Here is a 23,131-nt window from a genome sequence, read left to right on the forward strand (position 1 = left end):
GCCTGACCCCAACCGGAATCTGCGCCCGGACAATGGATCCGTCAATCATCGTCAGGTGGCGTTGATTTGTTCAAAGGGTAGAGATATCGCCCCTCGCCCAGCCCTCGGAAATCTCCGCCGCGCGCGCCTCGAAGGCGCCGGCCTCGATCGCGCCGCGAATGTCCTGCATCAGCTTCTGATAGTAGGACAGGTTGTTCCAGGTCAGCAGCATCGCCCCCAGCGCCTCCTGCGAGCGCACGAGATGATGCAGATAGGCGCGTGAATAATCGCGTGCGGCCGGGCAGTCGCTTTCCTCGTCCAGCGGGCGCGGATCGTCGGCATGGCGCGCATTTCTCAGATTGACCTTGCCGCGCCTGGTGTAGGCGAGACCGTGGCGACCGGCGCGGGTCGGCATCACGCAGTCGAACATGTCGATGCCGCGCGCCACCGATTTGACGATATCGTCCGGCGTGCCGACGCCCATGAGATATCTAGGCTTATTGTCAGGCAGTTCCGGACAGGTGATGTCGAGCATCTCCAGCATCACCGCCTGCGGCTCGCCGACGGCGAGGCCGCCGACAGCGTAACCCTTCAGCTCCATAGTGCTCAGCGTCTGCGCCGAGCGCACCCTGAGCGCTGCGTTGTCGCCGCCCTGCACGATGCCGAACATCGCCTTGCCCGGCTGGTCGCCGAACGCCATCTTGCAGCGCTCCGCCCAGCGCAGCGACAGTTCCATCGCGCGCTCGATCTCCTTCACATCGGCCGGTAGCGCGGTGCATTCGTCGAGCTGCATCTGGATGTCGGAATCGAGCAGCCCCTGGATCTCGATCGAGCGCTCCGGCGACATCTCGTAAGGCGCGCCGTCAATATGCGAGCGGAAGGTAACGCCCTTTTCGGTCAATTTTCGCAGCTTCGACAGAGACATCACCTGAAAACCGCCGCTGTCGGTCAGGATCGGATGCGGCCAGCGAGCGAACTCATGCAGGCCGCCGAGCCTTGCCACGCGCTCGGCGCCGGGCCGCAGCATCAGATGGTAGGTGTTGCCCAGGATGATGTCGGCGCCGACGCCGCGCACCTGGTCCATATACATGGTCTTGACGGTGCCGCCGGTGCCGACCGGCATGAAGGCAGGCGTGCGGATTTCGCCGCGCGGCATGTCGATGACACCGCGCCGCGCCTTGCCGTCGGTTGCGAGGACCTTGAAAGTAAACGGCTTAGCCATTGAATTCCTTGTCATGGACAGGTGCGTCTGGCGCCTGTCTGTCGAGCGACTGGCGGTACTGGATGCAGCCACGCATGAATTTGGGCCAGGGCGGCACCGCGATCGCCGGCTCGGTCTTTTCCGGCAACAGATCCCACAGATCGGGATGATGCCAGCACAGATCATGGCCCGTCGTGTCGCGGTGCGCGCGGATGCCGGCACGCAATTTTTTCACTTCGGCAATCAGGCTTTCTCGGTCAAGGGCTTGCAGGTCATCGTCCATCGCTCATCTCCGCTCGATAAAGCAGGCTTGCGTCTCCGTAGGAGTAGAATCTGTAGCTGGTGTCGATGGCATGCGCATAGGCGGTCCGCATCGTGTCGAGGCCACTGAAGGCCGAAACCAGCATGAACAGCGTCGAGCGCGGCAGATGGAAGTTCGTCATCAGCAGGTCGGCAGTCTTGAACCGATAGCCGGGTGTGATGAAAATATCGGTCGGGCCGGACCATGCGGCGAGCGTACCGTCGGGCTTTGCCGCGCTCTCCAGCAGGCGCAACGAGGTGGTGCCGACGGCGATGATGCGCCCGCCCCTCGCCTTCGCGGCATTGAGCGCCGCGGCGGTCGCCTCGCTGACTGAACCGGTCTCCGCATGCATCTTGTGATCGGCGGTATCGTCAGCCTTGACCGGCAGGAAGGTGCCGGCGCCGACATGCAGCGTGACGAAGCGGCGTTCGATGCCTTTGGCGTCTAGCGCGGCAAACAGCTCCGGCGTGAAATGCAGGCCGGCGGTTGGCGCGGCAACCGCGCCCTCCTCCCTGGCATAGATGGTCTGATAGTCGGTCAGGTCGCGCTCATCGTCGTCGCGCTTGGAAGCGATATAAGGCGGCAATGGAATATGGCCGACGGCGTGGAGGGCCTCGTCGAGGAACGGCCCGGACAGGTCGAAGCCGAGCAGCGCCTCGCCAGCCTCGCCCTTCTCGATCACCGTGGCGTCGAGCTGGCCAAGGAAGCAGGAATTGCCGTCATGGCCGAAATGAATGCGGTCGCCGGCAGCGATGCGCTTGCCCGGCCGCATGAAGGCCAGCCAGCGGTCCGGCGCCATGCGCATGTGCAGCGTCGCCTCGACCTGCGCCTGCGCTTCGCCGCGCCGCCTGATGCCTCTCAGCTGCGCCGGAATGACCTTGGTGTCGTTGAAGACCAACACGTCGCCGGCTTTGAGCAGGGACGGCAGGTCGCGCACGGAGCGGTCCGAAAGGTCTTCGCCCGGCCTGACCACCAGCATCTTGGCGCTGTCGCGCGGCTCGGCCGGGCGAAGCGCGATGCGCTCCTCCGGCAGGTCGAAGTCGAAGAGGTCGACGCGCATCAGTAAAGCCGGACGAGCAGCGCTCCGGCCAAGAGCAGCACCGCGCCGGCGACGCGGCCGAGTGAGATCTCGCGCACCGCCACGCCGAGGAAGCCGACGCGGTCGATCAGCATGCCGGCCAAGAGCTGGCCGGCAACCAGGAACGCCATCAGGGCGGCCGCACCGATGCGCGGCGTCAGAATGGTCGACAGCGTGACGTAGAAACCGCCGAGCATGCCGCCGGCGATGAACAGCCACGGTGCCGGCGCCTTCCAGTCGAGCGAGATGTCGTTCGACTTCACCACCACCACGGAGATGATGCCGAGCACGATCGCGCCGGACAGGAACGAAAACGCCGCGGCCGCGACCGGGAGCCCCAGGCCGCGCGCCAGCTGCGAATTGATCGGCGCCTGAATGGCGATGAAGGCGCCGGACAGGATGCCGAGCAGCGACCAGACGACGCCCATCATCGATATCAGTCCTTACTTGACGTCGGCCGCGACCTTCAGCGACACGATCTTGTCGGGATCGACCACCGGCTCGCCGCGCTTGATTTTGTCGACATTGTCCATGCCTTCGATGACCTGGCCCCAGACCGTGTACTGGCGGTTGAGGAAGGCGGCATCGTCGAAGCAGATGAAGAATTGCGAATTGGCCGAGTTCGGGTTCTGCGAACGAGCCATCGAGCAGGTGCCGCGGCCGTGGTTGGCGTTGGAAAACTCGGCCTTCAGGTCCGGCTTTTCCGAGCCGCCCATGCCCGCGCGCGATGGCGCAAACGAGGGCTTGCTCGAATTGCCGAACTTGACGTCGCCGGTCTGCGCCATGAAACCTTCGATGACGCGGTGGAAGACCACGCCGTCGTAGGCGCCTTCGCGCGCCAGCTCCTTGATGCGGGCGACGTGGCCAGGGGCCAGATCGGGAAACAGTTCGATGACGACGTTGCCCTTGGTCGTTTCCATGATGAGCGCGTTTTCGCGGTCCTTGATCTCAGCCATGTCGGATATCCTTTATCTCAGAAAAACAGATTGATTTGATAGACTACTTGTCTGCGGCGATGCGCACTTTGATCATGCGGTCTGGGTTGCTGACGGTGCCATTGTCGGCCTCGTCGCCCTTCTTGATGTGATCGACCAATTCCATGCCGCTGACGACATTGCCGACGATGGTGTACTGGCCGTCGAGGTTCGGCGCCGGCGCGAACATGATGAAGAACTGCGAATTGGCGGAGTTCGGATCCTGCGAGCGGGCCATGCCGAGCGTGCCGCGCTTGTAATGCTCGCTCTGCGAGAATTCGGCCGGCAGGTCGGGCAAATCTGAACCACCGGTGCCGACTGCTTCCGGGCTGAACCCCTTCTTCATATTGCCGAACTTGACGTCGCCGGTCTGCGCCATGAAGCCGTCGATGACGCGGTGGAAGGCGACATTGTCGTAAGCGCCTTCGCGCACCAGCTTCTTGATCTGCGCGACATGCTTGGGCGCCAGGTCGGGCCGCAGCGCGATGGTGACGTCACCGTCCTTGAGCGTGATGATCATGGTGTTTTCCGGATCGGCGGCATAGCCCGACACCGATGCGGTGACCAGACCGGCAAGCACGACGAGGAACGAGGCGAGCTTCTTCAGCTGCATAGGGATCTCCGAAGGATTATTTCTTGAACTTTGCGGTGAGGGCGCCGGCAACCGCGGCCGGCACGAAGGGTCGGATGTCGCCGCCCATCGAAGCTATCTGGCGCACAAGTGTGGCGGTAATGGTTCTGACTGACGGGCTGGCGGGCAGAAAAACCGTCTGAAGCTCCGGCGCCATGGTCTCGTTCATGCCGGCCATCTGCATCTCGTAGTCGAGATCGGTGCCGTCGCGCAGGCCGCGGATCATGATCGAGGCGCCGTGCTTGCGTGCAGCGTCGATGACCAGCCCGTCGAAGGCGACGACCTTGATGCGGCCGCCGTCACGGCCGAATTCGGCCTTGGTCGCGGCCTCGATCAGCTTCACCCGTTCCTCGAAGGAAAACAGCGGCGTCTTGCCGGGATGGGTGCCGATCGCCGCATAAACCGTGTCGGCGACAGCCAGCGATGCCTTCAGGACATCGAGATGTCCGTTGGTCAGCGGGTCGAAGGAGCCGGCATAAAGGGCGGTGCGTTCGGTCATGGCAGGCTTCTAGCGGGGCATTGAACGGAAGGCAAATGCGATTGGGAACATCTGCGTGAACCTTTTCGCAGACATGAACGACAGATGAATGCCTTGATCACGAAGACTTCACGCAGCGTTCACTAGTTTGCACTTCAGAAGATGAAACCAAAACCCCATCTAACCGTTGTTAGGCGCAGGAGAACACGCAAATGCTGATCTACATGCTCGCCACCGCAATGACCGTCGCCATGCTGATTGCTACCGCATTCGGGCTGCATCAGGAGGCAGAGCGTATCCGTGTCCGGACCAAGCGCTTCGAAGGCTTTGGCGCTCGCTGGCCACACCGTCACCACTAATCTTACCGGCTAAGTCTTGATCGCGCCGGCCCATCGGGTCGGCGTTGTTGTGTCTGAGCCTATTCGGCGCTGTCGGGTGCGGCATCCGCAGTATCCGGACCACCCTCGGCCGCACCCTCGCCGCTCTCTTCGACATCCTCGTCAGACTGCGGTTCCGATATCCGCTCGACCGAAACCACCTTCTCGCCTTCGGCGGTGTTGAAGATGGTCACGCCCTTGGTGGCGCGGCTGGCGAAGCGGATGCCGTTGACCGGCACCCGGATGACCGTGCCGCCGTCCGAAACCAGCATGATCTGGTCGTCATTGCCGACAGGGAAGGTCGCCACCAGCTGGCCGATCTCTGCCGTTTTCGACACGTCGGTGGCGCGGATGCCCTTGCCGCCGCGCCCTGTCAGGCGGAAATCATAGGACGACGAGCGCTTGCCGTAGCCATATTCGGTTACCGTCAGCACATACTGCTCATGCGCCTTGAGGAACTCGTAGCGGTCGTCGGAAAGCTCCGCCTCCTCGCCGATCTCCTCATTGGTCAGCGCGATCTCTTCTTCCTCGCCGGCCGTCTCGAGCCGCCGCTCCGCCGCCGCCCGCTTGAGGTAAGCGGCGCGCTCCGCCGGTGAAGCATCGACATGCTCGATCACCGACATGGAAATAATGCGGTCGGTCTCGGCCATGCTTATGCCGCGCACGCCGACCGAATTTCGGCTCTGGAAGACGCGCACGTCGCCGACGGAGAAACGGATGCACTGGCCCGAATTCGCCGTCAAAAGCACGTCGTCATTGTCGGTGCAGGTCTCGACGCCGAGGATCTCGTCGCCTTCCTCCTCCAGCTTCATGGCGATCTTGCCGTTGCGGTTGACCTGGACGAAGTCGGACAGCTTGTTGCGCCGCACGGTGCCGCGCGTGGTGGCGAACATCACATCGAGCTCGCCCCAACTGGTCTCGTCCTCGGGCAGCGGCATGATGGTGGTGATGCGCTCGCCCTGCTCCAGCGGCAGCATGTTGATCAGCGCCTTGCCGCGCGACTGCGGGTTGCCGATCGGCAGCCGCCAGACCTTTTCCTTGTAGACAATGCCACGCGAGGAGAAGAACAGCACCGGCGTGTGCGTGTTGGCGACGAACAGCCGGGTGACGAAATCCTCTTCCTTGGTCGACATGCCGGAGCGGCCCTTGCCGCCGCGGCGCTGTGCCCGGTAGAGCGACAGCGGCACGCGCTTGATGTAGCCAGAATGACTGACGGTGACGACCATGTCCTCGCGCTGGATCAGGTCCTCGTCTTCCATGTCGGCGCCGCCGTCGGTGAGCTCTGTGCGGCGTGGCGTGCCGAACTCGTCGCGCACGGCGGCGAGCTCGTCCTTGACGATCTGCTGGATGCGCGCGCGGGACGACAAAATATCAAGGTAATCAACGATTTCGGCGCCGATCGTGTTCAACTCGTCGGCGATCTCGTCGCGGCCGAGCGCGGTCAGGCGCTGCAGGCGCAGTTCGAGGATGGCGCGGGCTTGTTCCTCGGACAGATTGTAGGTGCCGTCCTCGTTGATGCGATGGCGCGGATCGTCGATCAAAAGGATCAGCGACTCGACATCGCCGGAGGGCCAGCGCCGCTCCATCAACTGCTCGCGCGCCGTCTGCGGATCGGGCGCGGTGCGGATCAGCTTGATCACTTCGTCGATGTTGGCGACGGCAATGGCGAGACCGACCAGGACGTGGGCGCGGTCGCGCGCCTTTCGCAGCAAGAATTTAGTTCGCCGGCTAATCACCTCTTCGCGGAAGCCGACAAATGCCTTCAGCATGTCGGTCAGCGTCATCACTTCCGGCTTGCCGCCGTTCAGCGCTACCATATTGGCGCCGAAGGACGTCTGCAGCGGTGTGAAGCGGTAAAGCTGGTTGAGGATGACGTCGGCGACAGCGTCGCGTTTCAGTTCGATGACGACGCGGTAGCCCTGGCGGTCGCTCTCGTCGCGGATGTCGGAAATGCCCTCGATGCGCTTGTCGCGCACCAGCTCGGCCATTTTCTCGATCATCGAGGCCTTGTTCACCTGGTACGGGACTTCGGTGATGATGATCGATTCACGGTCGTTGCCGCGCTGTTCGACATTGACCTTGCCGCGCATGACGATGGAGCCGCGACCGGTCGCGTAGGCGCTGTAGATGCCGGAACGGCCAAGCACGATGCCGCCGGTCGGGAAATCGGGCCCTGGAATGATCTCCATCAGTGCCGGCAGGTCGATCGCCGGATTGTCGATGATGGCGATGGCGCCGTTGCAGACTTCGGCCAGATTGTGCGGCGGAATGTTGGTGGCCATGCCGACGGCAATGCCGCCGGAACCGTTGACCAGAAGGTTGGGGAAGCGAGCCGGCAACACCTTCGGCTCGGTGTCGGAGGCATCATAGGTCTCCTGGAAATCGACGGTTTCCTTGTCGATGTCCTCAAGCAGTTCATGCGCGACCTTGGTCAGGCGCGATTCGGTGTAGCGCATCGCCGCCGGCGGATCGCCGTCGATGGAGCCGAAATTGCCTTGGCCGTCGATCAGCGGCACGCGCAGCGACCAGTCCTGCGCCATGCGCACCAAGGCGTCATAGATCGAGGCATCACCATGCGGATGGTATTTACCCATCACGTCGGCGACCGGGCGGGCCGACTTCACATATTTGCGGTTCCAGTGGTAGCCGCTCTCATGCGCGGCATAGAGAATGCGCCGATGCACCGGCTTCAGGCCGTCGCGAACGTCCGGCAGCGCACGGCTGACGATCACGCTCATGGCGTAGGAGAGGTAGGAGCTCTGCATCTCCTCGATGATGGAGATCGGCTCGATGCCGGTGGGGCCGCCGTCGGCGCCGCGCGGTGTCTTTTGGTCGGTCAAATTGGATCACAATCTAATCAGGAATCACTGACCGCTTATATAGGAAGCCCGCTCGAAACTCCAATGTTCCCAGCACTTTTCCAAAGACAATTTCGGTGGTAATTTCAAATGGATACCGCTGATTGCGACGATTTGGCAAAAGCGTATTTCGCCGCCGCCAGAGCAAAAGCCTGCGGTGGACCGTTTTCCCCGGCCGGGAGCCTCGATCACGATGAACTGGACCCGGTGGCTGCCTTTGCGAGCGCTGAGCGGTTGGCGGCCCGGGGATCTCAATGGCGATCTGGCCGCAGGGCTGACGCTGGCGGCAATCGCCATTCCCGAACAGATGGCGACGGCGCGGCTTGGCGGCTTTGCGCCCGAGATCGGCTTCTTCGCCTTTGTCGCGGGATCGCTGGGCTTTGCCCTGTTCGGCGCCAACCGCCATCTGTCGACCGGCGCGGATTCGACCATCACACCGCTTTTTGCCGGCGGCCTCGCACTCATCGCCGTTGCCGGCTCGGCGCATTATCTGGCGCTGGCGGCGATGCTGGCGCTGATGGTCGGTTTGCTGGTGGGTTTGAGCGGCATACTCCGGCTCGGCTGGATCGCCGACCTTCTGTCGGTGCCGGTCACCACCGGTTTTCTGGCCGGCATTTCGGTCCATATCATCGTTTCGCAACTGCCCGGACTGCTCGGCCTGCCGCCCGAAAGCGGTGAAACGCTGCGCCGCGTCGGTGAGATCGCCGCCAACCTGCATCTGACCAACCCGTGGAGCCTGACGCTCGGCCTTGGCGTCTTTGCCATTGTGTTCGCCGCCGAACGCATCAGCGCCCGCATCCCCGGCGCCTTGATCGGCATGGTGCTGGCGACGCTGGCGGTTGCTGTCTTCGATCTGAAGGCACGCGGCGTCGAGGTGCTTGGCGCCTTGCCCAACGGCCTGCCGCAGGCGGGCCTGCCGACGGTCAGCCTTAGCGATGCCCAGGCGCTGCTGCCGCTGGCGCTGCTGATCGCCATCGTCGTCATGGTGCAGACGGCGGCCACCAGCCGCTCCTTTGCCGGCGACGACGTCAACCGCGATTTTGTCGGCGTCGGTGCCGGCAGCATCCTGTCCGGCCTGTTCGGCGCCTTCGCGGTCAATGCCAGCCCGCCGCGCACCGCAATCGCCGCCCAGTCGGGCGGCCGTTCGCAGTTTTCAGGCCTGATTGCCGCGGCAATCGTGCTGGCGCTGGGCGCCTTTGGCGGCGGCCTGCTTGCCGATGTCCCGCAGGCCGCCCTTGCCGGCGTGCTGATGTTCGTTGCCCAGTACATTTTGCGCTGGAAGGTGTTTGCCAGTGTCTACCGGCAGGCGCCGGTCGAATTCCTGCTGATCCTGGTCACCATGACGGCGATCGTCGTGTTGCCGATCGAAACCGGCGTCGCGATCGGCATCGGCCTGTCGTTGCTGCATGGTCTCTGGAGCGCGACACGCACGCAGGCGATCGAGCTGGAACAGGTGCCCGGCACCTCGGTGTGGTGGCCGCCGAGCACGCCGTCGGCCGGCGAGCAGCTCCCCGGCGTGCTGGTCGCGGCTTTCCAGGCGCCGCTGTCCTTCGTCAATGCCGAAAGCTTCAAGCGCGGCGTCTGCAAACTGATCGACGCCCGGGGCGACAGTGTGAAACTGGTCGTGCTCGAAGCCAGCAACATCGCCGAGATCGACTATACCGCCGCACAGGCGCTGATCGAAACCGTCGACCACTGCCGCAAGGCCGGTGCTGTCTTTGCCATCGCACGGCTGGAATCACTGCGTGCCCAGGCGGCACTGGCGCGTTTCGGTATCGCCGACATGGTCGGCAAAGAGCGGATTTTTCACAGCGTCGACGCCGCCATCAAGGCCTTGGCGTCAGACAGGCAACTTGTCGGACAACAGGACGAGGCACCATGACGACCGAGCGCGAGCCTTTGCTGAAGCCTGTCGCCGTGGAGGAGCTGCGGCCCACGATGAAGCAACCGCTGGTCCTGGCCAAGGGCAAGGACGCGGACTATCTGCCGGGCTGGTGCGGGCCGACCTCGGACTGAGGTCAGAAGGCTGCAAACGCTGACCGTGACGGCGAGGCGCTGCCTGACCGGCGCGCGCGATAGTCTCCCGGCGTCTCGCCCATGACGCGCCGGAAACGGCGATTGAATGTGGACAGGTCGTTGAAGCCGGCCTCGAAAGCAATTGCCGAGATGGGCTCATCCGACATGCGCAGCCGCACCGCCGCGCGGTGCATCCGGGTTCTGAGCAGGAACTGGTAAGGCGTCATGCCGGCGACCTGCCGGAAGGTGCGCAGGAAGTGATAGGGGCTGGTCGCCGTCGAGCCGGCAAGCTCGGAAAGCGAGACCGGCCGGTTGGCATTGAGTTCGATCTGCCGGACCGCTTCGGCAACCCGTTTCTGGTCACGGCGGCTCGGTGGGCGAGCGGCAGGCGCGGCCTCGCTGGCGACAGTAAGGGCTGTGCCGGCTATGCGCAGGCCAAGCTCCTCGAAGGCGTCGGTATCGGCCGTCTCGCGCGCCGCTTCGGCCTCGGCCAGCAGCGACGCCAGCGCCGGCAAGGGCGGCAGATGCGACACCCCGAACGTCAGCTTCTTGGCGCCAGCCACGTCGTTGGCAATCCGGTCGAGATAGGCGGGAGCGAAGTGGAAGGACAGGCAGCGGTCGCCGGCGCCGTGCTCGTGCCCGCATTCATAGCAGGCGCCGACATTGCCGAGCAGGACGGCACCTGGCGCCAGCATGGCGGTGCCCTGGCTGGTGCGGTAGCGGAAGCTGCCGCTGGTGACTGCGGCAATGCAGACACCACGGTGCTCTTCCTCGAACGGGCGATCGCCGGCGCCTGCGGTGCACACCACGTCGGACACATACCAGTCCGGCCCCGACGCCAGTTTTTGTTCGCTCGTCGTCATGGCTTGAAAGATAGCAATTTTTCCCAAGCGCAACACCCTGCCCCGGCCTATCGCTTGCAGCCTCCTGACACCACGAAGGCAGCAACATGACCAATTCATATTCTTTCAGCCAAGCGCTGCACAGCGATGGCCCTAATCGCGATCTGGCTGAGAAGCTCGACCTCTACGGCCGTTTCGTCGGCGCCTGGACATTCGATGCCACGCGCCACCTCGAGGACGGCACGGTTTTGACCGGGCGCGGCGAGGTGCATTTCGGCTGGGTCCTGGAAGGCAAGGCGATCCAGGATGTGTGGATCCTGCCCGCGCGCGACGCTGGCCCTTCGCCCTCGCTCGGCAAATGGACTTTCTATGGCACAACGCTGCGGGCCTATGATCCCGGCGCGGACGCCTGGCACATCTTCTGGAGCGATCCGCGCAACCAGTATTGCAGCCGTCAGCTCGGTCGTGCCGAAGGCGACACGATCGTGCAGGTCGGTGCAGACGGCACCGGTTCCTCGGTCCGCTGGAGTTTTTCGCGGATCACCAAGGACAGTTTCCGCTGGCTGGGAGAGCGTTCGCATAACGATGGCAGGACGTGGCGGCTCGAAGTCGAGTTCCTGGCGCGCCGTGTCGTCCAAAGCTGACAGCGCAACATATTGTAAAAAAGGTGAAAAACATGCTTGACCATGTCTCGATCGGTGTCCGCGACACCAACGTTTCGAAGCTCTTCTACGATGCTGCGCTGAAGCCGCTCGGCTATTCCTGCCTCAGCCAGTCGCCAGGTTCGCTGGGCTATGGCGCGCAAGCCGCCTCGCTGTGGGTGAACCAGGCTGAGCGGCCGGTGCAACCCGACAAGAAATCCGGCCTGCATTTCAGCTTTGTCGCACCGACAAGGGCCAGCGTCGACGCCTTTCACGCCGGCGCCTTGCGCGGAGGCGGCAGCGACAATGGCGCGCCGGGCCTGCGCGCCGACTATGGCGAGAACTATTATGCCGCCTTCGTCATCGATCCCGACGGCTATCGTCTGGAGGCCTATTGCAGCGCCGCCGGCTAACACCGCCGGCGTCTCCGGTATCGCGATCTCAGACGGTTCCCACCGGCCGGGCTTTGCTCTACCAATAGGGTGGTGCGGGGCTCGGCCCGGCGGGAGGGGTCAGCGATGCCGAGTTTCGACAGCCTGTTCAACGCCTTCGTCACCATTCTAGTGACCATCGACCCGCCCGGTCTCGCGCCCCTCTTCCTGGCGGTGACACGCGGCATGAACCGCGAGGAGCGTCAGCAGGTTTCGGTGCGCGCCTCGATCATCGGCTTCCTGGTGATGGCGCTGTTTGCGGTTGCCGGCGCCTCGATCCTGTCGGTGTTCGGCATCACGCTGCCGGCCTTCCGGGTCGCCGGCGGGTTCCTGTTGTTCTTCATCGCCTTCGAAATGGTGTTCGAGCGCCGCCAGGACCGCAAGGAGAAGATCGGCGACGTCGCCATCACCAAGGACATGATCCACAACATCGCCGCCTTCCCGCTGGCGATCCCGCTGATTGCAGGCCCCGGCGCGATTTCGGCAACTGTGCTTCTGTCCGGCTCGTTTCAGGGTTTTACCGCACAGGCAGCACTCGTCGGCATCATCTTCGTCTGCCTGGCCATCACCTATCTGGTATTCGTGCTGTCGGAACGTATCGACCGCATCCTCGGCCAGACCGGCCGCTCGATCCTGACCCGCCTGCTCGGCGTCATCCTGGCCGCGCTGGCGGTGCAGTTCGTCGCCGACGGCATCAAGGCGCTGATGGCGGGGTGAACGCGCCGTCCCTACTGCCTACTTCACCGCCGTGTCGACGACTTCGAAATCATGGGTGATGACCGCAGTCTTGGCCATCATGGCGGACGCCGAGCAGTATTTTTCGATCGAAAGGTTGATGGCGCGCTGGACCTTGTCGTGCGAGAGCGCGCGGCCCGTGACGGTGAAATGCATGTGGATGCGGGTGAAAACTTTTGGATCGGTTTCGGCTCGGTCGGCATCGAGTTCGACGGCGCAATCCTCGATCGCCTCGCGGCCTTTTTCCAGAATGTGGACGACATCATAGGCCGAGCAGCCGCCGGTGCCGATCAGCACCAGCTCCATCGGGCTCGGGCCCGGCGTCTTGCCTTCAGGACCGGAGGCGGTTCCCAGCACCACCTTGTGGCCGCTGCCGGACTCGCCGACGAAAGTGCGCTCTTCAACCCATTTGATCCGTGCTTTCACGGCAATCATCCTCCTGGAAAGACATCCCTAGCCGAACACGACCGCATGCATGATGCGGCCGGGCAGCAGTGTGAACACGCCGGCGCCGATCAGCGCGAAAACATAGAGCGAAATCATGACCCTGCGATGTTTGGCTACGCGATGCCTATGCGCGTGCCAGATCGCCAGCGGCACGGTGATCAACACCAGGATCGACAAGATATGGATCAGGCTGAACGGGCCGATGAGGCGGATCTGCTGGATCCAGAAGCTGGAGGCGGCGATGGCCAGCATCAGCGCCGCCCAGGCATAGCCCATCACGCGGTGGCGCGTCGTGCCTTTCGGCAGCGCCAACTGGGCGCCGCCCAAGGCAAGCGCGGCTAGCGCCGCGAAGGCGTGCCATGGAATGGGAGGGGGCGCCGATAGAAGCGGTCCGAGCGACATCGCGCCCTCTCCTCAAATGCCCTTCACGTGGCCTTGATACTCAGAACGGGATTTCGTCGTCCAGTTCGCGCGACGAACCACCACCGCCGCCACCCTTGGAACCACCGCCACCGCCGCGGTTGAAGCTTTCATTGGGGCTCGACTGGCCGAAATCCGAGCCACGGCTCGCACCGCCGCCACCGGCATAATTGCCGACCTGGCCGCCACCCTCACCGCGTGAATCGAGCATCTGCAGCTCGCCGCGGAATTTCTGCAGCACGACTTCCGTCGTGTATTTGTCGGCGCCGGTCTGGTCCTGCCATTTGCGTGTCTGCAGCTGGCCTTCGACGTAAACCTTCATGCCCTTCTTAAGATATTGCTCGGCGACCTTGGCGATCTGGTCATTGAAAATGACGACGTTGTGCCACTCGGTCTTTTCCTTGCGCTCGCCGGAATTCTTGTCGCGCCAGCTTTCGGACGTCGCGATGCGGATGTTGACGACCGGATCACCCGAATTCAGGCGGCGGATTTCAGGGTCCGCGCCGAGGTTTCCGACCAGAATGACCTTGTTGACGCTACCCGCCATGACACTTCTCCGCGCTCATCCGAAACAAATTTTAAGTCGCTCACCTTACAGCCTGCATGCGATCCTCGCTTGCCGCGGCTGGCTTTTCCCACAAGGTTTTTGTTCTTTTTTTGTTCTATTCTTGTCTGCCCCGGCTGTCAAGAATGTCAGCAAGAGGTAGGGTATGCGTCTGAAATTGCGACTATGCCGGGATCGAAAGGCGGAGGCGAATGAAAGTCATTGCGCATCTGGACCAGCCGCGAGAGCAATGGCGAGCGGGCGTGGAAACCCGCATGCAAGTTTCCGCCGGCAACCGAGCGAGCCAGCTTTGCCTGTTCGAACAGTGGGTTCAGCCAGGCGTCGGGGCTCCGACACACCAACACCCAGTCGAGGAAGTGCTGACCGTCATCGCCGGGATCGCTGAAATGTGGATCGACGAAGGACGTCTGACACTGATTGCCGGACAATCGCTTCTCATTCCTGCCCAACGAAAACATGGGTTTAGAAACGTTGGCACCGAAACGCTTCACATCCAGGCCGTGCTGGCGTCGCCGATCTTCGAGGCGACTTTCGAAGGGGCCGCCGAGCCGGTGAGGCGCTGGCTTCCGGCGGCGCCATAAAAGACCGCTTGCCAAATCAATAAGTATCGACTTATGCTTTTGTCATGGTCGAAGCAGAGATTTTTCGCGCCCTGGCCGACCCGACGCGCCGCGCCGTCTACGAGCGGCTGGCCGGAGGCGAGATGAGCGTATCGGAACTGCGCACCGGCATGAGTGTGTCGCAGCCGGCGGTGTCGCAACACCTCGCCGTGCTGCGCGGCGCCGGTCTGGTCAGCGAAAGGCGGGCCGGCCGCAACGCCTATTATCGCGCCGAGCCGCAAGGGCTCGATCCGCTGCTCGGCTGGATCGAACGCTACCGCGCATTCTGGCCGGAACGCATCGAAAGGCTGAAGGCTGTTTTGAAGGACATGGACCAATGACCGATGAAAAGCAGGCTCCGGCCGCCAAAGATGCCCTCGCCTTCGAATGTGACCTCCCGGACGCACCGGAAAAGGTGTGGCGGGCGCTGACCGTGCCGGAGCTTTTGGCCGCCTGGATGATGCCGAATGACATCAAGCCGGAAACCGGCAACCGCTTTGCCTTTGCCGGGCCGGACGCGCCGATCGAGTGCGAAGTGCTTGATGCCGAACCGGGGCGACTGCTGCGCTATTCCTGGCGCGAGCGGTCCGACACCGGCGATGCCAATGGGTTGGACAGCATCGTCACCTTCACGCTCGCCCGCACCGTCTCAGGCGGTACGCATTTGCGCATCGTCCATGATGGGTTTGTGCAGGCGGCCACGCCCGCGGTGGCGATGGCGAGCGCCGGTTGCCGGCTTTCGCTCGGTGCTTACAAGCTCAAACCGCCCATGGCCGCGAATACGCCACGCCTGTTGCTGCGCGCCGCCTGAGCCCAAGAAAACAAACGGAGACAATGAGATGAGCGGCTTTGCCAATCTGGTGCCGATGGTGATCGAGCAATCGAGCCGCGGCGAACGCGCCTTCGACATTTTCTCGCGGCTGCTGCGCGAGCGCATCATCTTCATCAATGGCGAGATCAATGACGGCATGTCGGCACTGGTCTGCGCCCAGCTTCTGTCGCTGGAATCGGACAATCCCGACAAGGAGATCTCGCTCTACATCAACTCGCCGGGCGGCGTGGTGACCAGCGGCTTCGCCATCTACGACACGATGCAATATGTCAGTTGCCCGGTGTCGACCGTGTGCATGGGCTTTGCCGCCTCGATGGCTTCATTCCTGCTGATGGCGGGAACGCCCGGCCGGCGCATCGCGCTGCCAAACGCCAGCATCGTGCTGCATCAGCCCCTGGGTGGCTTCCAGGGCCAGGCCTCCGACATCCAGCGCCACGCCGAAGGCATTTTGCGCACCAAGCGGCAGATGACCGAGCTCTACGCGCAGCATTGCGGCCGCACCTATGAAGATGTCGAACGCACGCTCGACCGCGATTTCTTCATGACCGCGCGCGAAGCCAAGGATTGGGGCCTCGTCGACCATGTCTTCGACACCCGCAAGCAGGCGGCGGCCTGATCGCCGGATTGAACGCGCGCCGGCGTCGCGTCAATTTCGACGCCGCCGGTCTGGTCTCGCATTGAGCGCGAAACTATAGTCCTGCAATGCGCCACTGCCTGAGCAGACTGATGACAGCCATTGCGATCACCGCCGTGACCGCGAGCGCGGCACTTGCCGGGGACAGCACGTCCCAGTCGCCGAAAGGCGCCTTGCCCGGCGTGACCAGCGACTATCGCATCGCCCAGCCGGCGCCGCAGCCCGAGCCGGACGACGCGCTGCCCGCCGGCGAGAACGGAACATTCAAGATCGGCAATACCGATGTCCGGATTTCCGGCAGCATCACCGTCGATATGGCTACAGGCGGGATCAAGCCGCCGCGCCGGTAGGATTAAGGCTCCATTTCATAACTGAGCGCCCCTCGCGGCCGGCCGAATAAAAGAGCAGCCCCGCCGTTGCTTCCGCAAACGGTCGGGGCTTTTTTTGGATTCCAGATCCAACTTGCCGGTAGTGTTATACCGACTTTTGTCTCGGATGCTTCGCGGCATTCAGCCGACGATCCGACTAGCAGTCTCTGATTTTCATGGGATATGGCAGGTCACGGTTTGTCGGGTGGCGAAAACGCTAAACCCTGGCACTTATGCCCGCCGCGGCTCCAACGAGATGTGGAGCCTCAAGGGACTATCCGGTGGCGTCATGCTCCGCTCCTATGTCCGTTGCTACTGTTGTCGTCCGAAGCGCAAATCGCAAAAGCCCGCGGCGTCTCGCAGGCCACCTGTTGGCGGCGAGGCCATCGAAAGACGGCCGGCTTCGTTGACCTCCCGAGACTGCGCCCCTGAGTCGGCGGCGTCAACCTTTGAATAGCCGGTTACCGAAAAATGTGATCGCTGGGAGCTTACGTCAGGGTCAGTTCTTGAAACACCGTTGTCAGGTTTCTGCACAGCTTTGTCAGGAGCGTGTTCGGCCTTTGTTCTTTCCGCTTGCCCCTTCGCGCGAAAGACGGTTAAACGGTTTTGGTCGAGAAGTGTGGCGTCTCTCGACGTGGCGGCAAAAATACCTACATAGGGGATGGCCGGGAAAACCCCGCCGATCCCACTGATACCAGATCTGAGGCGGCGACCGGCGATGGCCGACCATAAATATCTTTCCATTCGCGGTGCACGCGAACACAATCTGAAGAATGTCGATCTCGACCTGCCGCGTGACAGCCTGATCGTCATGACCGGCCTGTCGGGCTCCGGCAAATCGTCGCTCGCCTTCGACACCATCTATGCCGAGGGCCAGCGTCGCTATGTCGAGAGCCTGTCGGCCTACGCGCGCCAGTTCCTCGAAATGATGCAGAAGCCTGATGTCGACCAGATCGACGGCCTGTCACCTGCCATCTCCATCGAACAGAAGACCACGTCGAAGAACCCGCGCTCGACGGTCGGCACTGTTACCGAGATCTACGACTATATGCGCTTGCTGTTTGCGCGCGTCGGCATCCCCTATTCGCCGGCCACCGGCCTGCCGATCGAGAGCCAGACGGTCAGCCAGATGGTCGACCGGGTGCTGGCTGTCGAGGAAGGAACACGCCTGTTCCTGCTGGCGCCGATCGTGCGCGGCCGCAAGGGCGAGTACCGCAAGGAACTGCTGGAGCTGCAGAAAAAGGGCTTTCAACGCGTCAAGGTCGACGGCGTCTTCTACGAAATCGCCGATGTCCCGGCGCTGGACAAGAAGTACAAGCACGACATCGACGTCGTCGTAGACCGCATCGTCGTGCGCGGCGATCTGGCGACACGGCTTGCCGATTCCATCGAAACGGCGCTGAAGCTCGCCGAAGGGCTGGCGGTGGCCGAATTCGCCGACCGGCCGCTCGATGCCAGCCAGACCGGGGAGGACTCGGTCAACAAGTCGAAGAACGAGACGCATGAGCGCATCCTGTTCTCCGAAAAATTCGCCTGCCCGGTGTCCGGCTTCACCATTCCGGAGATCGAGCCGAGGCTGTTCTCGTTCAACAATCCGTTCGGCGCCTGCCCGACCTGCGACGGTCTCGGCAGCCAGCGCGCCATCGACGCCAGCCTGATCGTGCCGGACGAAAACGTCTCGCTGCGCGATGGCGCCGTCAGCCCGTGGGCGAAATCGACCTCGCCCTATTACGCCCAGACGCTGGAAGCGCTGGGCAAGGCCTACGGCTTCAAACTCGGCGACAAATTCAAGGACCTGACCGAAGAGGCCAAGGAAGCCGTCCTGCGCGGCACCGGCGAGCGCGAGGTCACCTTCCAGTATGATGACGGCCTGCGCTCCTACAAAACGACCAAGACGTTCGAAGGCGTCATTCCCAATCTGGAGCGGCGCTGGAAGGAAACCGAATCCGCCTGGATGCGCGAGGAGATCGAGCGCTTCATGTCGGCAACGCCCTGCCCGGTCTGCAAGGGTTACCGGCTGAAGCCGGAAGCGCTGGCGGTGAAGATCGCGGGAAAACACATTGGCGAGGTCACCGAGCAGTCGATCCGCAACGCCGACAAATGGTTCACCGACCTGCCGGCGCAGCTCAACGACAAGCAGAACGAGATCGCGGTCAGGGTGCTCAAGGAAATCCGCGACCGGTTGCGCTTCCTCAACGATGTCGGTCTCGATTATCTAACGCTGTCGCGCAATTCCGGCACGCTGTCGGGCGGCGAGAGCCAGCGCATTCGTCTGGCCTCGCAGATCGGCTCCGGCCTCACCGGCGTGCTCTATGTGCTGGACGAGCCGTCGATCGGCCTGCATCAGCGCGACAATGCCCGCCTGCTCGACACGCTGAAGCATCTGCGCGACATCGGCAACACGGTGATCGTGGTCGAGCATGACGAGGACGCCATCCTGCATGCCGACTATGTCGTCGACATGGGACCCGCCGCCGGCATTCATGGCGGCGAGATCATCGCCCAGGGCACGCCGCAGCAGGTGATGGCCAACCCCAACTCGATCACCGGCAAATATCTGTCGGGCGAATTGGAAGTGGCCACGCCAGGTGTCAGGCGCGAGCCCAAGAAGAACCGCCGGCTGAAGATCGTCGGCGCGCGCGGCAACAATCTGAAGAACGTCACCGCCGAAATCCCGCTCGGCACGTTCACCGCCGTCACCGGCGTGTCGGGCGGCGGCAAGTCGACCTTCCTGATCGAGACTTTGTTCAAGGTGGCGTCACGCCGCATCATGGGCTCGCGCGAGCATCCGGCCGACCATGACCGCATCGAGGGGCTGGAATTCCTCGACAAGGTCATCGACATCGACCAGTCGCCGATCGGACGCACACCACGCTCGAACCCGGCCACCTATACCGGCGCCTTCACGCCGATCCGTGACTGGTTCGCCGGCCTGCCGGAAGCCAAGGCGCGCGGCTATCAGCCGGGGCGCTTCTCGTTCAACGTCAAGGGCGGCCGCTGCGAGGCCTGCCAGGGCGACGGCGTCATCAAGATCGAGATGCACTTTTTGCCCGACGTCTACGTCACCTGCGATGTCTGCCATGGCAAACGCTACAACCGCGAGACGCTCGATGTCGTGTTCAAGGGCAAATCGATCGCCGACGTGCTCGACATGACCGTTGAGGAAGGCGTCGATTTCTTCGCCGCCGTGCCCGGCGTGCGCGACAAGCTCGACACGCTGAAGCAGGTCGGTCTCGGCTACATCCATATCGGCCAGCAGGCGACGACGCTCTCAGGCGGCGAGGCGCAGCGGATAAAACTCGCCAAGGAATTGTCGCGCAAGGCGACCGGCAAGACGCTCTACATCCTCGACGAGCCAACCACCGGCCTGCATTTCCACGACGTCGCCAAGCTTCTGGAAGTGCTGCACGAACTGGTCGACCAGGGCAACACGGTGGTGGTCATCGAGCACAATCTCGAGGTGATCAAGACCGCCGACTGGGTGCTCGACCTCGGCCCCGAAGGCGGTGACGGCGGCGGCGAACTGGTGGCACAGGGCACGCCGGAAGCCATCGTGCGCGAAAAGCGCAGCTATACCGGGCAGTTCCTCAAGGAGCTGCTGGAACGGCGCCCTGGGGGCAAGCGCGAAGCGGCGGAATAGCAGACAGACCGCTCGATCGCCTGGAGAGTTTTTAATGACATTCCGACAGGCGCTTGCCGGTGATCTCGACGCAGTCGTCTCGCTGACGCAGGCCGCCTATGAGCACTACACGCCACTGCTCGGCGGGCCGCCGATCCCGGTCACCGAGGATTACGCGCCCCGCATAGAACGCGGCGAAGTCTGGCTGCTGGAGAGCGGCGCGGAGATCGCCGGGCTGATCGTCATCGAGCGGCACCCCGATCATGCGATGATCTTCAGTGTCGCGGTGTCCCCCGCCTTTCAGGGCAAGAAACTCGGCACCGCGCTGCTCGACTTCGCCGAGGAACAGGCGCGGCTGTGGGGCGTTCCGGAGGTTCGGCTCTACACCAATTCGCGCATGGAACGGAACATCGCGATCTACACGGCCTATGGCTTCCAGGAAACAGGCCGCCGGGCCAATCCCCACCGGCCGGGATGGACGGTGGTCGACATGGCCAAGCCGGTCGGCGCGAGCACGACGGCCTGATCTTTCTGAAATTGGGAGGACGACATGAGCAAATCCGGGACAATCCGCTCAGGCATGGGCGGCTGGACTTTCGAACCCTGGGATACCTCCTTCTATCCGGACAAACTGTCGAAGGCCAAGCAGCTGCACTATGCCAGCCGGCAGGTGCCGAGCATCGAGGTCAACGGCACCTACTATTCCAGCTTCAAGGAGCCGACCTTCGTCAAATGGGCAAGCGAGGCGCCGGATGGTTTCGTCTATTCGCTGAAGGGCAACCGCTTCGTCACCAACCGGCGCGTGCTCGGCGAAGCCGGCGAGTCCATGACGCGCTTCCTCAGCTCCGGCGTTGCAGCACTTGGCGACAAGCTGGGCCCGATCCTGTGGCAGTTCGCGCCGACGAAAAAGTTCGATGCCGATGATTTCGAGGCCTTTCTGAAACTGCTGCCGGAAAAGCAGGACGGAGTGGCGCTACGCCATGCTCTGGAAGTACGCAACGACAGTTTCATCGTGCCGGAATTCGTCGCACTCGCTCGCAAATACAAGGCGGCTATCGTCTATGCTGACCATGCCAAATACCCTGACATTGCCGACATCACCGGCGATTTCATTTATGTGCGGCTGCAGACCGGCTCGGACGACAATCCGGACTGCTACACACCGAAGGGCCTGGACGAATGGGCGGCGCGGGTGAAAACCTGGGCGGAGGGCAAGCAGCCGGCCGATCTGCGGCGCGCCGACCCGGCTTTCGACGCGCCGGTGAAACCGCGCGACGTGTTTGCCTATTTCATCACCGAGGGCAAGGTGCGCGCGCCGTTCGGCGCCATGGCGCTGATGAAACGGGTGAGCTGAGCGGCTGCGGTTCGCCCGCATCGCGGAAAATGGCGAACCGCTCCAACTCTCCGTTTTGACGCATTCCGGACGAAGTGCGTTTCAACCCAGAATTGCTCTAAATCAAGCGAAACGTGGTATCTTCCCCGCCATCGTAACCTTATCGATACCTCCTTGCTGCATGAATCCGGTTCGGCCGGTTGCAAGAGCCAGGTCGCCGCGGGCAAGGACGAGGGCATGTCGCTCGACTACAATTCCCTTCTGCTGGCTGTCGGTTTTTCCGCCGCTTGCCTCTGCATGACATTGTTCGGCATCTGGCTGACCGCGCGCTCGGAAAAATTCCTGCTGACATGGGCGGTCAGCGTGCTTCTGATCGTCGCCGACGTCTTCGCCTACCAGGCCTATATCGACACGCCCGGACGCCTGCTCGGCCTCGCCGCCTTCACCTTCCTGCTGCTCGGCTTTTCAACCATGCTGGGCGCCGCCCACCAATTCACGACGGGCCACTCGCCGCTGCCGCGCATCGCCATCGGCGCCGGTGTCTCGCTGGCGATCGCCTTGCCGCCAATGGCGCTTGGCTATGACGGGCTGGGCTTCATGCTGGAAAATGCCTTCGCCGCGCTGCTCCTGTTTGCAACAGCCTATGAATACTGGAAGGGACGCACCGAATTCCCGGCTCCGATCATCGGCATTGCCGGGCTCTACACGGCCACCGCAATATCCTTCGTGCTGTGCTCCGGCGTGCTGGTCTGGGATGGCAGGCTGGTGCTTGGCCATGCGCCGAGCAACTGGGCCGAGGATCTCAGCCTCATCGTCGTCATCGCCTGCATGACCGGCATCGGCGCCTTGTCGCTGGCGCTCAACCAAGGGCGCCTGGCGCAGCATCACCGCCGCGAAGCGCTAACCGATCCGCTTACCGGCCTGCTCAACCGACGCGCTCTGTTCGACCTGCATGGCAAAACGCCGGTCGGCGTCTTCACCGCCGTGATCGTGTTCGATCTCGATGGCTTCAAGGCCATCAACGACGAGTTCGGCCATGCCACCGGCGACGAGGTGCTGAAACTGTTTGCCAAGGATTTGACCGCCAATCTCCAGCCGGGCGATGTCGCCGCGCGCATGGGCGGAGAGGAATTTGCGCTGGTCCTCGATCGCATCTTGCCTGAGAAGGTGGAATTCATAGCCGAGCGTATCCGGGCCAGTTTTGCCTCGCGCCGAATCGACACCGAGACCCGCCTGCTGGCCTGCACGGTGAGCGCCGGCTACGCCTTCGGGAGCGAGGGCGGCACCAAATTCGACAAGGTGCTCAGCGCCGCCGACAAGGCGCTCTACGGCGCCAAGCGCGGCGGCCGCAACCGGGTGCTCGCCTTCCGGCGCGCCGGGTAGGCTGTGCCGATATTCAGCCGGCCTGACCTGAATCTCAACACATTATCGGCCTGAGCGGTCAGGCTGCCAGGACGATCTCGTTGTAGGTATCGAGATCGACGTAGAAAACCTTGGTGATTTCGCCGATCAGCTCATCCTGCTGGTAGCCTTGCGAGCGCAGAATGTTGATGGCGGTGATGATGTCGACGCGCTCTGTCAGCCGTCGTTTCTGGTGGTCCTCGACGAACCGTTCCATAGCCTATTCTCCTGGCAAGATTATCTGGACGCATTGACCGACAATCAGAACTGCGAGGGAAAGCTAGGGTGGCTTGCTTGCGTGGAACTTGCAGGCTGAGCCAGCGCATTCCCTCCATCTTCTACAGACTGATACGGAAGCGGCCGACTCACCG

Annotated in this window: 28 protein-coding genes; 15 read left to right on the top strand and 13 right to left on the bottom strand. The window is 63.0% G+C overall.

Annotation, left to right across the window (positions count from 1 at the left end):
- Positions 1-70: 70 nt before the first annotated feature.
- The 7 genes from tgt to coaD are packed head-to-tail and all read right to left on the bottom strand — an operon-like array spanning position 71 to position 4,663.
- Complete coding sequence (tgt, locus tag AC04SH_RS01600; protein WP_488573689.1) at positions 71-1,201, bottom strand: tRNA guanosine(34) transglycosylase Tgt; 1,131 nt, start codon at positions 1,199-1,201, stop codon at positions 71-73.
- A complete protein-coding gene (locus tag AC04SH_RS01605) occupies positions 1,194-1,463 on the bottom strand; it encodes a hypothetical protein (RefSeq protein WP_477232659.1) in 270 nt (89 codons plus the stop codon). Before AC04SH_RS01605 ends, tgt begins: the two co-directional genes overlap by 8 nt.
- Complete coding sequence (gene queA, locus AC04SH_RS01610) at positions 1,453-2,541, bottom strand: tRNA preQ1(34) S-adenosylmethionine ribosyltransferase-isomerase QueA (protein WP_488573690.1); 1,089 nt, start codon at positions 2,539-2,541, stop codon at positions 1,453-1,455. The genes AC04SH_RS01605 and queA overlap by 11 nt, the downstream gene beginning before the upstream one ends.
- On the bottom strand, positions 2,541-2,990 hold the full coding sequence (locus AC04SH_RS01615; RefSeq protein ID WP_488573691.1) for a DMT family transporter: 450 nt from the start codon (positions 2,988-2,990) through the stop codon (positions 2,541-2,543). Before AC04SH_RS01615 ends, queA begins: the two co-directional genes overlap by 1 nt.
- Before the next feature lie 12 nt (positions 2,991-3,002).
- Positions 3,003-3,515, bottom strand: coding sequence for a peptidylprolyl isomerase (locus AC04SH_RS01620; protein ID WP_112561544.1), 513 nt, complete (start codon positions 3,513-3,515; stop codon positions 3,003-3,005).
- 43 nt (positions 3,516-3,558) lie between these two features.
- Entirely contained in the window at positions 3,559-4,146 is a 588-nt protein-coding gene (locus AC04SH_RS01625; protein WP_488573692.1) for a peptidylprolyl isomerase, read from the bottom strand.
- A 16-nt stretch (positions 4,147-4,162) separates the two neighbouring features.
- Positions 4,163-4,663, bottom strand: coding sequence for a pantetheine-phosphate adenylyltransferase (gene coaD, locus AC04SH_RS01630; protein WP_112561542.1), 501 nt, complete (start codon positions 4,661-4,663; stop codon positions 4,163-4,165).
- Between the two features lie 191 nt (positions 4,664-4,854).
- On the opposite strand from coaD, the gene AC04SH_RS01635 reads away from it, so the two are divergent.
- Complete coding sequence (locus AC04SH_RS01635) at positions 4,855-5,001, top strand: hypothetical protein (protein ID WP_352586861.1); 147 nt, start codon at positions 4,855-4,857, stop codon at positions 4,999-5,001.
- 59 nt (positions 5,002-5,060) lie between these two features.
- Here AC04SH_RS01635 and gyrA read toward each other — a convergent pair whose 3' ends face one another.
- Positions 5,061-7,859: a DNA gyrase subunit A gene (gene gyrA / locus AC04SH_RS01640; protein ID WP_488573693.1), complete on the bottom strand. Its 2,799-nt coding sequence runs from the start codon at positions 7,857-7,859 to the stop codon at positions 5,061-5,063.
- Between the two features lie 211 nt (positions 7,860-8,070).
- Here gyrA and AC04SH_RS01645 point away from each other — a divergent pair, with 211 nt between their 5' ends.
- Together AC04SH_RS01645 and AC04SH_RS01650 are read left to right on the top strand one after the other, a co-directional pair.
- The gene (locus AC04SH_RS01645; RefSeq protein WP_488573694.1) at positions 8,071-9,759 is read left to right on the top strand and encodes a SulP family inorganic anion transporter; all 1,689 of its coding nucleotides are present in this window, start codon (positions 8,071-8,073) and stop codon (positions 9,757-9,759) included.
- Positions 9,756-9,893 (top strand): hypothetical protein, encoded by a 138-nt coding sequence (locus AC04SH_RS01650; RefSeq protein ID WP_488573695.1) that lies wholly within the window; start codon positions 9,756-9,758, stop codon positions 9,891-9,893. The genes AC04SH_RS01645 and AC04SH_RS01650 overlap by 4 nt, the downstream gene beginning before the upstream one ends.
- 2 nt (positions 9,894-9,895) lie before the next feature.
- On the opposite strand, the gene AC04SH_RS01655 is transcribed toward AC04SH_RS01650, so the two are convergent.
- Positions 9,896-10,756 (bottom strand): helix-turn-helix transcriptional regulator, encoded by an 861-nt coding sequence (locus AC04SH_RS01655; protein ID WP_488573696.1) that lies wholly within the window; start codon positions 10,754-10,756, stop codon positions 9,896-9,898.
- Positions 10,757-10,842: 86 nt separating this feature from the next.
- On the opposite strand from AC04SH_RS01655, the gene AC04SH_RS01660 reads away from it, so the two are divergent.
- The 3 genes from AC04SH_RS01660 to AC04SH_RS01670 all read left to right on the top strand — a co-directional run bounded on the left by AC04SH_RS01660 (position 10,843) and on the right by AC04SH_RS01670 (position 12,524).
- Positions 10,843-11,379, top strand: coding sequence for a hypothetical protein (locus AC04SH_RS01660; protein ID WP_488573697.1), 537 nt, complete (start codon positions 10,843-10,845; stop codon positions 11,377-11,379).
- A gap of 32 nt (positions 11,380-11,411) precedes the next feature.
- A complete protein-coding gene (locus AC04SH_RS01665) occupies positions 11,412-11,789 on the top strand; it encodes a VOC family protein (protein WP_488573698.1) in 378 nt (125 codons plus the stop codon).
- Positions 11,790-11,894: 105 nt separating this feature from the next.
- On the top strand, positions 11,895-12,524 hold the full coding sequence (locus AC04SH_RS01670) for a MarC family protein (RefSeq protein ID WP_023822237.1): 630 nt from the start codon (positions 11,895-11,897) through the stop codon (positions 12,522-12,524).
- Between the two features lie 18 nt (positions 12,525-12,542).
- Here the strand turns inward: AC04SH_RS01670 and AC04SH_RS01675 are convergent, their stop codons facing one another.
- From AC04SH_RS01675 to ssb, 3 genes are read right to left on the bottom strand one after another with little or no spacing between them, the layout of a single operon-like run.
- Positions 12,543-12,968 (bottom strand): OsmC family protein, encoded by a 426-nt coding sequence (locus AC04SH_RS01675; RefSeq protein WP_488573699.1) that lies wholly within the window; start codon positions 12,966-12,968, stop codon positions 12,543-12,545.
- Between the two features lie 27 nt (positions 12,969-12,995).
- The gene (locus tag AC04SH_RS01680) at positions 12,996-13,391 is read right to left on the bottom strand and encodes a DUF2306 domain-containing protein (RefSeq protein ID WP_488573700.1); all 396 of its coding nucleotides are present in this window, start codon (positions 13,389-13,391) and stop codon (positions 12,996-12,998) included.
- A gap of 40 nt (positions 13,392-13,431) precedes the next feature.
- The gene (ssb, locus tag AC04SH_RS01685) at positions 13,432-13,956 is read right to left on the bottom strand and encodes a single-stranded DNA-binding protein (RefSeq protein WP_112561535.1); all 525 of its coding nucleotides are present in this window, start codon (positions 13,954-13,956) and stop codon (positions 13,432-13,434) included.
- 209 nt (positions 13,957-14,165) lie between these two features.
- On the opposite strand from ssb, the gene AC04SH_RS01690 reads away from it, so the two are divergent.
- The 9 genes from AC04SH_RS01690 to AC04SH_RS01730 all read left to right on the top strand — a co-directional run bounded on the left by AC04SH_RS01690 (position 14,166) and on the right by AC04SH_RS01730 (position 22,742).
- Positions 14,166-14,555, top strand: coding sequence for a cupin domain-containing protein (locus tag AC04SH_RS01690; RefSeq protein WP_488573701.1), 390 nt, complete (start codon positions 14,166-14,168; stop codon positions 14,553-14,555).
- Between the two features lie 44 nt (positions 14,556-14,599).
- Complete coding sequence (locus AC04SH_RS01695; RefSeq protein WP_488573702.1) at positions 14,600-14,914, top strand: ArsR/SmtB family transcription factor; 315 nt, start codon at positions 14,600-14,602, stop codon at positions 14,912-14,914.
- Positions 14,911-15,384 (top strand): SRPBCC family protein, encoded by a 474-nt coding sequence (locus AC04SH_RS01700; protein ID WP_488573703.1) that lies wholly within the window; start codon positions 14,911-14,913, stop codon positions 15,382-15,384. The genes AC04SH_RS01695 and AC04SH_RS01700 overlap by 4 nt, the downstream gene beginning before the upstream one ends.
- 28 nt (positions 15,385-15,412) lie before the next feature.
- Positions 15,413-16,021 (top strand): ATP-dependent Clp protease proteolytic subunit, encoded by a 609-nt coding sequence (locus tag AC04SH_RS01705; protein ID WP_192253728.1) that lies wholly within the window; start codon positions 15,413-15,415, stop codon positions 16,019-16,021.
- A 110-nt stretch (positions 16,022-16,131) separates the two neighbouring features.
- The gene (locus AC04SH_RS01710; protein ID WP_488573704.1) at positions 16,132-16,389 is read left to right on the top strand and encodes a hypothetical protein; all 258 of its coding nucleotides are present in this window, start codon (positions 16,132-16,134) and stop codon (positions 16,387-16,389) included.
- A gap of 736 nt (positions 16,390-17,125) precedes the next feature.
- The gene (uvrA, locus tag AC04SH_RS01715) at positions 17,126-20,047 is read left to right on the top strand and encodes an excinuclease ABC subunit UvrA (RefSeq protein WP_488573705.1); all 2,922 of its coding nucleotides are present in this window, start codon (positions 17,126-17,128) and stop codon (positions 20,045-20,047) included.
- 34 nt (positions 20,048-20,081) lie between these two features.
- A complete protein-coding gene (locus tag AC04SH_RS01720) occupies positions 20,082-20,552 on the top strand; it encodes a GNAT family N-acetyltransferase (protein WP_488573706.1) in 471 nt (156 codons plus the stop codon).
- A 24-nt stretch (positions 20,553-20,576) separates the two neighbouring features.
- Positions 20,577-21,380, top strand: a complete 804-nt coding sequence (locus AC04SH_RS01725; protein ID WP_488573707.1) for a DUF72 domain-containing protein — start codon at positions 20,577-20,579, stop codon at positions 21,378-21,380.
- Positions 21,381-21,596: 216 nt separating this feature from the next.
- On the top strand, positions 21,597-22,742 hold the full coding sequence (locus AC04SH_RS01730; RefSeq protein WP_488573892.1) for a GGDEF domain-containing protein: 1,146 nt from the start codon (positions 21,597-21,599) through the stop codon (positions 22,740-22,742).
- Between the two features lie 58 nt (positions 22,743-22,800).
- Here the strand turns inward: AC04SH_RS01730 and AC04SH_RS01735 are convergent, their stop codons facing one another.
- Complete coding sequence (locus AC04SH_RS01735; RefSeq protein WP_112561526.1) at positions 22,801-22,977, bottom strand: hypothetical protein; 177 nt, start codon at positions 22,975-22,977, stop codon at positions 22,801-22,803.
- Positions 22,978-23,131 lie beyond the last annotated feature (154 nt).

The sequence above is a fragment of the Mesorhizobium sp. CNPSo 4688 genome (genome assembly GCF_057784295.1).

What these genes read in the sequence shown, in the direction of transcription:
- tgt (WP_488573689.1), bottom strand. Translation starts at nt 1,201, where the DNA reads ATGGCTAAGCCGTTTACTTTCAAGGTCCTCGCAACCGACGGCAAGGCG.
- AC04SH_RS01605 (WP_477232659.1), bottom strand. Translation starts at nt 1,463, where the DNA reads ATGGACGATGACCTGCAAGCCCTTGACCGAGAAAGCCTGATTGCCGAA.
- queA (WP_488573690.1), bottom strand. Translation starts at nt 2,541, where the DNA reads ATGCGCGTCGACCTCTTCGACTTCGACCTGCCGGAGGAGCGCATCGCG.
- AC04SH_RS01615 (WP_488573691.1), bottom strand. Translation starts at nt 2,990, where the DNA reads ATGATGGGCGTCGTCTGGTCGCTGCTCGGCATCCTGTCCGGCGCCTTC.
- AC04SH_RS01620 (WP_112561544.1), bottom strand. Translation starts at nt 3,515, where the DNA reads ATGGCTGAGATCAAGGACCGCGAAAACGCGCTCATCATGGAAACGACC.
- AC04SH_RS01625 (WP_488573692.1), bottom strand. Translation starts at nt 4,146, where the DNA reads ATGCAGCTGAAGAAGCTCGCCTCGTTCCTCGTCGTGCTTGCCGGTCTG.
- coaD (WP_112561542.1), bottom strand. Translation starts at nt 4,663, where the DNA reads ATGACCGAACGCACCGCCCTTTATGCCGGCTCCTTCGACCCGCTGACC.
- AC04SH_RS01635 (WP_352586861.1), top strand. Translation starts at nt 4,855, where the DNA reads ATGCTGATCTACATGCTCGCCACCGCAATGACCGTCGCCATGCTGATT.
- AC04SH_RS01645 (WP_488573694.1), top strand. Translation starts at nt 8,071, where the DNA reads ATGAACTGGACCCGGTGGCTGCCTTTGCGAGCGCTGAGCGGTTGGCGG.
- AC04SH_RS01650 (WP_488573695.1), top strand. Translation starts at nt 9,756, where the DNA reads ATGACGACCGAGCGCGAGCCTTTGCTGAAGCCTGTCGCCGTGGAGGAG.
- AC04SH_RS01655 (WP_488573696.1), bottom strand. Translation starts at nt 10,756, where the DNA reads ATGACGACGAGCGAACAAAAACTGGCGTCGGGGCCGGACTGGTATGTG.
- AC04SH_RS01660 (WP_488573697.1), top strand. Translation starts at nt 10,843, where the DNA reads ATGACCAATTCATATTCTTTCAGCCAAGCGCTGCACAGCGATGGCCCT.
- AC04SH_RS01665 (WP_488573698.1), top strand. Translation starts at nt 11,412, where the DNA reads ATGCTTGACCATGTCTCGATCGGTGTCCGCGACACCAACGTTTCGAAG.
- AC04SH_RS01670 (WP_023822237.1), top strand. Translation starts at nt 11,895, where the DNA reads ATGCCGAGTTTCGACAGCCTGTTCAACGCCTTCGTCACCATTCTAGTG.
- AC04SH_RS01680 (WP_488573700.1), bottom strand. Translation starts at nt 13,391, where the DNA reads ATGTCGCTCGGACCGCTTCTATCGGCGCCCCCTCCCATTCCATGGCAC.
- ssb (WP_112561535.1), bottom strand. Translation starts at nt 13,956, where the DNA reads ATGGCGGGTAGCGTCAACAAGGTCATTCTGGTCGGAAACCTCGGCGCG.
- AC04SH_RS01690 (WP_488573701.1), top strand. Translation starts at nt 14,166, where the DNA reads ATGAAAGTCATTGCGCATCTGGACCAGCCGCGAGAGCAATGGCGAGCG.
- AC04SH_RS01695 (WP_488573702.1), top strand. Translation starts at nt 14,600, where the DNA reads ATGGTCGAAGCAGAGATTTTTCGCGCCCTGGCCGACCCGACGCGCCGC.
- AC04SH_RS01700 (WP_488573703.1), top strand. Translation starts at nt 14,911, where the DNA reads ATGACCGATGAAAAGCAGGCTCCGGCCGCCAAAGATGCCCTCGCCTTC.
- AC04SH_RS01705 (WP_192253728.1), top strand. Translation starts at nt 15,413, where the DNA reads ATGAGCGGCTTTGCCAATCTGGTGCCGATGGTGATCGAGCAATCGAGC.
- AC04SH_RS01710 (WP_488573704.1), top strand. Translation starts at nt 16,132, where the DNA reads ATGACAGCCATTGCGATCACCGCCGTGACCGCGAGCGCGGCACTTGCC.
- uvrA (WP_488573705.1), top strand. Translation starts at nt 17,126, where the DNA reads ATGGCCGACCATAAATATCTTTCCATTCGCGGTGCACGCGAACACAAT.
- AC04SH_RS01720 (WP_488573706.1), top strand. Translation starts at nt 20,082, where the DNA reads ATGACATTCCGACAGGCGCTTGCCGGTGATCTCGACGCAGTCGTCTCG.
- AC04SH_RS01725 (WP_488573707.1), top strand. Translation starts at nt 20,577, where the DNA reads ATGAGCAAATCCGGGACAATCCGCTCAGGCATGGGCGGCTGGACTTTC.
- AC04SH_RS01730 (WP_488573892.1), top strand. Translation starts at nt 21,597, where the DNA reads ATGTCGCTCGACTACAATTCCCTTCTGCTGGCTGTCGGTTTTTCCGCC.
- AC04SH_RS01735 (WP_112561526.1), bottom strand. Translation starts at nt 22,977, where the DNA reads ATGGAACGGTTCGTCGAGGACCACCAGAAACGACGGCTGACAGAGCGC.